The organism is Tumebacillus lipolyticus (assembly GCF_042682745.1).
GTDB lineage: Bacteria > Bacillota > Bacilli > Tumebacillales > Tumebacillaceae > Tumebacillus_A > Tumebacillus_A lipolyticus.
In genome coordinates this window covers 1-4,915 of sequence record NZ_JBHUIO010000003.1, presented here as the reverse complement: position 1 = coordinate 4,915, position 4,915 = coordinate 1, and the positions used below count along the sequence as shown (strand labels likewise).

Genomic DNA, 4,915 nt, shown 5'->3' with positions numbered 1-4,915 from the left:
CTCAGTTGGTAGAGCAACTGACTTGTAATCAGTAGGTCGAGGGTTCGACTCCTTTCGCCGGCACCATTTTTTCTTCAAGATGTTCTCCCTTTTCAAAAATGCGGTCGTGGCGGAATGGCAGACGCGCACGCTTGAGGGGCGTGTGGGGTTACCCGTGGAAGTTCGAGTCTTCTCGACCGCACCAAACGAAATGACGATCCGGCGATGCCGGGTCGTTTTTTTTATTTTTCATCGGCAAAGAGAATCGCGATGGGGGTAGATCGACGAAACCGCATCAACGGACTGGAGAAGGCGAACTGAGCCGATCGGAATGGCCGACCAAGAGGCTACCAAGAGGTTATAGAAAGTGTTTTACCGCAAACGATGAGACTCGATCCATCCCGATCGAGTCTTTTTGGCGTGCACAGGAAACTGTAGACAACCGGATCAAATCATGAGAATTGAACTCGACGCCCGGAAACCGGAAAATAGAGCAAAATATGATCAGCAGAAAAATCGAATATGTGTGATGAGGAAAATTCTGTTTTGAAAAATACAGATTATTGCTTGACTTGGTGTGTATGACGTGTATACTGTGTATATAGATATACATGGTATGAACAGTGAGAGGGGGTGTTACTGTTGCGAATCCCAATTCAGATTTCCACAGACAGTGCAGACCCGATCTATCATCAGATCGAAACGCAGTTTCGTGAGCTGATCCTCAGCGGTCAACTATCGACAGGCACGGCACTTCCCTCCATTCGGGCCCTAGCCCAAGAGTTAGGATGCAGCGTGATCACGACCAGACGAGTTTATCAGGATCTGGAGAACGAAGGATTGATCCGAACGCGCAAAGGAATCGGGACGTTTGTCTCGGAGGTTGAGGGCAATGAGCGAGAGCGCTTCCGAGAAGAGGCTGTGATCACAGCCTTTCGGGAAGCGGTGGAGATCGGCGTCCGCATGGGTTGTTCACCTCAGGTGTTGCGCGAACTGTTTGAAAGCGTGTTGGGCGAAACGAGGAATCAGGAAGGGGAGTGACGGGGCAATGAGGGAAGAGGTGGCGCTATCACTTAGCGGCGTAAAGAAGAAGGCGGGTGCTTTTACATTCGGGCCGATCGATCTGGAGATCGAAAAGGGGTACTGCGTTGCGGTGGTCGGTCCGAACGGTTCGGGTAAGTCCACGCTGTTTCGACTGGTGCAAAATCTGACTCGCCCAGATGCAGGGAGTATAAACGTGCTTGGCTTGCAGCAACCGGAGCAAGAGGTCAAGATCAAGCAATCGATCGGGTATATGCCCGATACGGTATTCGGATTTGAAGAGATGACGGCGGTGCAAGCGGGAAATTTTTCGCAGCAGTGGTATCCGAGCTGGAATGAGGATCGCTTTGAAGAGCTGATCAGAAAGATGGAGATCGACCGGTATCAAGCCATCGAGAAAATGTCGAAAGGAACACAGCAACGCGTGCTGTTCGCCCTGGCGCTGGCCCGCGATCCACAGCTACTGCTGCTCGATGAGCCGACAGCCAACCTCGACCCGTTCGTCTCGCGCGTGATGATGGAGGAGATCGCCCGCGAATTGGAAGATGGTGAGAAGACGGTGGTCATCGCGACACACTCGATGGAGGAGGTTCGAAAGTTTGCCGATTATGTCCTCTTTCTCCACCGGGGGAAATTGCTCGGATACTATGAGAAAGATGAGATTTTAGATAGCTGGAAAGAGCTCTGGGTCGAGGGGACGGCTGCAGAAATCGCCCGAACGCCTGGTGTGGTGAGCGCCGAAGGGAAAGGGCCGGTGCGAGTGGTTACCTGCTCGCTGGAGGAGACGGAACAGTCGCTTCGAGAGCGCGGTCATACGGTGCTCAGAGTGCACAGCTTGGAGCTCGATGAGATTTTCGCAGAGTTGTTGAAAGAGCACGATCGGGGAGGGAATCATCATGTGGCAAGCAGCGTGGAAACTGGTCGGTCATGATCTGAGCCGAGCGTGGGGGAACTACCTGTTGATGCTGGTCATCTCGTTCATCTTCGGGGTATGGACCGGGCTGATGGTTCTGCGCACACTGATCAGCCAAGAGTTTACGCTCGACCCTTATCTGATCGACTTTTACTTCATGGCAGTCATACCGATCATCGGATGCCCGTGGTACACGAGGAAGCACACGGAGCGGACGTACTCGCAGTTGAAATATTATCGCACGCTGCCGATCTCGACGGGAAGTGTGATCCTCAGTCGGATGATCCTCGTGTTCCTGCGCGCGATACCGAATGCGATCCTGCTGTTCGCCGGAATGTACCTCGTATCGCCGGCGCTGCGTGAAGTGTTGCCGCCGAGCAGCTACCTGTGGTTTATCGCCATCTGTTTTGGCTATGGGCTGGGCATGTCCTGCTGGTACCCCTACTGGGAGATCCACTCGCGCAGCAAGGTGAAGCTGTGGCTGTACACTGGCGGATATGTGGTGGCGTGGCTCGCGGTGTGCGCGATCGTCTGGTTTGTATTCGATGAGCACATCGTGCGGAATGTGATCGATTGGTCGAAAACGAGCGGTTGGATCTTCGCGCTCTTGTCCGCTCTGTTCGGCGGGGTGTCCGCCTGGATCTGGTGGCGAATCACGAAGAAAAATGTGGATGATGGCGTCCTCTTTTAGGCGAGGAACGAATCTGGGAGGGAAAGAGAAATGATCGAAGTCAAAGGTATTACCAAAACGTTTGGAGATTTTAAAGCGGTAAATGAGCTTTCGTTCTCCGCCCAACAGGGCGAAGTGATCGGAATGCTCGGTGAAAACGGAGCGGGGAAGACGACGACGCTACGGATGATCGCAACGGTGTTAAAGCCAACCAAAGGCGAGATCCTTGTCGGCGGCAAAAATGTGGTGCACAACCCAGAAGCGGTGCGCAAGCAGATCGGCATCCTCTTCGGTGGGGAGACGGGGCTCTACGATCGGCTTACCGCACGAGAGAACATCGCCTATTTCGGAAAGCTGTACGGGTTGGATAACGCGTTGATCAAGCAGCGCACAGAAAGCTTGGCGAATCGCTTCGATATGACCCGGTATCTCGACAAGCGGGTCGGCGGCTTTTCCAAAGGGATGAAGCAAAAGACAGCGATCGCGCGCTCCTTGGTGCACGACCCGAGCGTGGTGCTGTTCGACGAACCGACATCGGGGCTGGACATCACCTCAGCCAATGTGATCCGCCAGCTGATCGGCGAGTTTAAAGAGGAGGGTCGGACGGTGATCTTCTCTTCCCACATCATGAGTGAAGTGGAGCGGCTGTGCGATCGCGTGGTCATCATCCACCGCGGGACGCTGCAGTACAACGGAACGCTGGAGACGCTGTATCAACAAAATCAGACTAAAGATCTCGACCGTATTTTTATGGAAATGGTAGGTGCAGGACGATGAACTTCAGACAGGTATGGATTGTATTGCAAAAAGAATTGACCGATCTCCTGCGGGATCGCAAGACGTGGATCGCATCGGTGCTGCTGCCGCTGTTGGTGATTCCGGCGCTGATGATCCTCGTCGTCAAAATGCAGGCGGGAACGATGGAAGAAGCGCACAAGCACATTCCGATCGCAGTCGTCGGGCAACAGGCAGATGTAGAAAAGGCGATCAACTCCTACGAAGGGATCGAAGTGGTCAAGGTGGACGATCCTGAGCAGGCGCTTGCAGACAGCGAAATCCGTGCGGTCGTGGAGATCGATCCGCAGTTTTCTCAGAAGGTTCAGGCGCATCAGCCGGCGGCGCTCAAGATTTTATACAACCCGTCCGAACAGAAATCTCAGATCGCAGAAGATGTGTTGAAAGGTTTGTTTGCTGAGATTGAAAAACAGATGCTGACCGATCGTTTGGCAGAGCTGAACGTTTCCTCCGAAGCGGTCAAACCGCTCGATGTACAGTCGGTCGACATGTCGACCGAAGACCAAAAGATGGGCTCTTTTCTCGGATTTATCGTACCGCTCTTGCTGATCGTCTCCTGCGTGACAGGCGCATTGCCGGCCGCGACCGATCTGATGGCAGGCGAGAAGGAGCGCGGCACGCTGGAAGCGCTTCTGACCACCCCGGTCAACGGCACGGCGATTTTGACCGGTAAGTTGATCACCACTTCGCTGATGGGCTTTGTGTCTGCGATCGCGTCGACGATCGCAATGGTGTTGATCGCCAAAAACATGCCGCTCATCATGGGCGCAGAAGATGCGGGCGGGTTGGAACTCTCGATGACGTTCCTCACCCCGACCAACGTGGTGTTGATGCTGGTGATGCTCTTGGGACTCGCTGTGATGTTCGCTTCGCTGATGCTCTGCGTGTCTTCGCTGGCAAAAAGCTTTAAAGAAGCACAGACATACCTTGCGCCGTTTATGATCGTGGCGATGGTACCCGTCTACATGACGATGTTCCTCTCACCGCAAGATGCGCCGCTGCAATACTTCCTCCTGCCAGTCATCAACGCGACTGTGCTGATCAAGGAACTGCTGTACGGGATTGCCGACTACACGCATATCGCTTACGTGCTCGGCAGCACGTTCGTGTATGCAGCGATCGCGGTCGTCGTCGCAGCGAAGCTATTCAGACGTGAAGGCTTGATCGTGAAAGGATAAACAGGATATTCTGCGCAACGAAAGGGTCTGGTGGACTCAGCAAGGCGGCAGCGCTTTGCGGAGCAACCAGATCCTTTTTGCTAGCAGAAAGAATCGTTCTCAAGCGAGTTGGGCAGAATGATCGAGAACGAAAACAGGATCTGGAGAATATCGGGGAAGGTTCAATGAAACTCGGATTTTTGTTTGATACAGGGGATAATTGGGCGATTCTTTAAGTTGTGGAAGCGCATAGACCATGATAAGATAGCTCTTGTCGCCGCGAAACGGCGGACGACGCGAAAGAGCAAAACGATTGATCCTTGAAAACTAAACGAGTGTTACGAAGAGAGATGCGAGTCA

Annotated in this window: 5 protein-coding genes and 1 tRNA gene; all 6 read left to right on the top strand. The window is 53.5% G+C overall.

Features of this window, described 5'->3' with window-relative positions; translation table 11 throughout:
• Positions 1 to 100: 100 nt before the first annotated feature.
• The 6 genes from ACFSOY_RS05100 (at position 101) to ACFSOY_RS05075 (ending at position 4,576) form a co-directional block, all read left to right on the top strand.
• Positions 101 to 184 (top strand) — tRNA-Leu (locus ACFSOY_RS05100).
• A 437-nt stretch (positions 185 to 621) separates the two neighbouring features.
• Positions 622 to 1,020 (top strand): GntR family transcriptional regulator, encoded by a 399-nt coding sequence (locus ACFSOY_RS05095; protein WP_386044506.1) that lies wholly within the window; start codon positions 622 to 624, stop codon positions 1,018 to 1,020.
• Between the two features lie 7 nt (positions 1,021 to 1,027).
• Positions 1,028 to 1,951: an ABC transporter ATP-binding protein gene (locus ACFSOY_RS05090; protein WP_386044504.1), complete on the top strand. Its 924-nt coding sequence runs from the start codon at positions 1,028 to 1,030 to the stop codon at positions 1,949 to 1,951.
• Positions 1,917 to 2,624 carry a hypothetical protein gene (locus ACFSOY_RS05085; protein WP_386044502.1) on the top strand — a complete coding sequence of 236 codons (708 nt, stop codon included), beginning with the start codon at positions 1,917 to 1,919 and terminating at the stop codon, positions 2,622 to 2,624. Before ACFSOY_RS05090 ends, ACFSOY_RS05085 begins: the two co-directional genes overlap by 35 nt.
• A gap of 30 nt (positions 2,625 to 2,654) precedes the next feature.
• Positions 2,655 to 3,380, top strand: coding sequence for an ABC transporter ATP-binding protein (locus ACFSOY_RS05080; RefSeq protein ID WP_386044500.1), 726 nt, complete (start codon positions 2,655 to 2,657; stop codon positions 3,378 to 3,380).
• Positions 3,377 to 4,576, top strand: coding sequence for an ABC transporter permease (locus ACFSOY_RS05075; protein ID WP_386044498.1), 1,200 nt, complete (start codon positions 3,377 to 3,379; stop codon positions 4,574 to 4,576). The genes ACFSOY_RS05080 and ACFSOY_RS05075 overlap by 4 nt, the downstream gene beginning before the upstream one ends.
• The last annotated feature ends 339 nt before the right edge of the window (positions 4,577 to 4,915 follow it).

Coding starts and splice junctions, on each gene's coding strand:
- ACFSOY_RS05085 (WP_386044502.1), top strand. CDS start 1,917: ATGTGGCAAGCAGCGTGGAAACTGGTCGGTCATGATCTGAGCCGAGCG.
- ACFSOY_RS05090 (WP_386044504.1), top strand. CDS start 1,028: ATGAGGGAAGAGGTGGCGCTATCACTTAGCGGCGTAAAGAAGAAGGCG.
- ACFSOY_RS05075 (WP_386044498.1), top strand. CDS start 3,377: ATGAACTTCAGACAGGTATGGATTGTATTGCAAAAAGAATTGACCGAT.
- ACFSOY_RS05080 (WP_386044500.1), top strand. CDS start 2,655: ATGATCGAAGTCAAAGGTATTACCAAAACGTTTGGAGATTTTAAAGCG.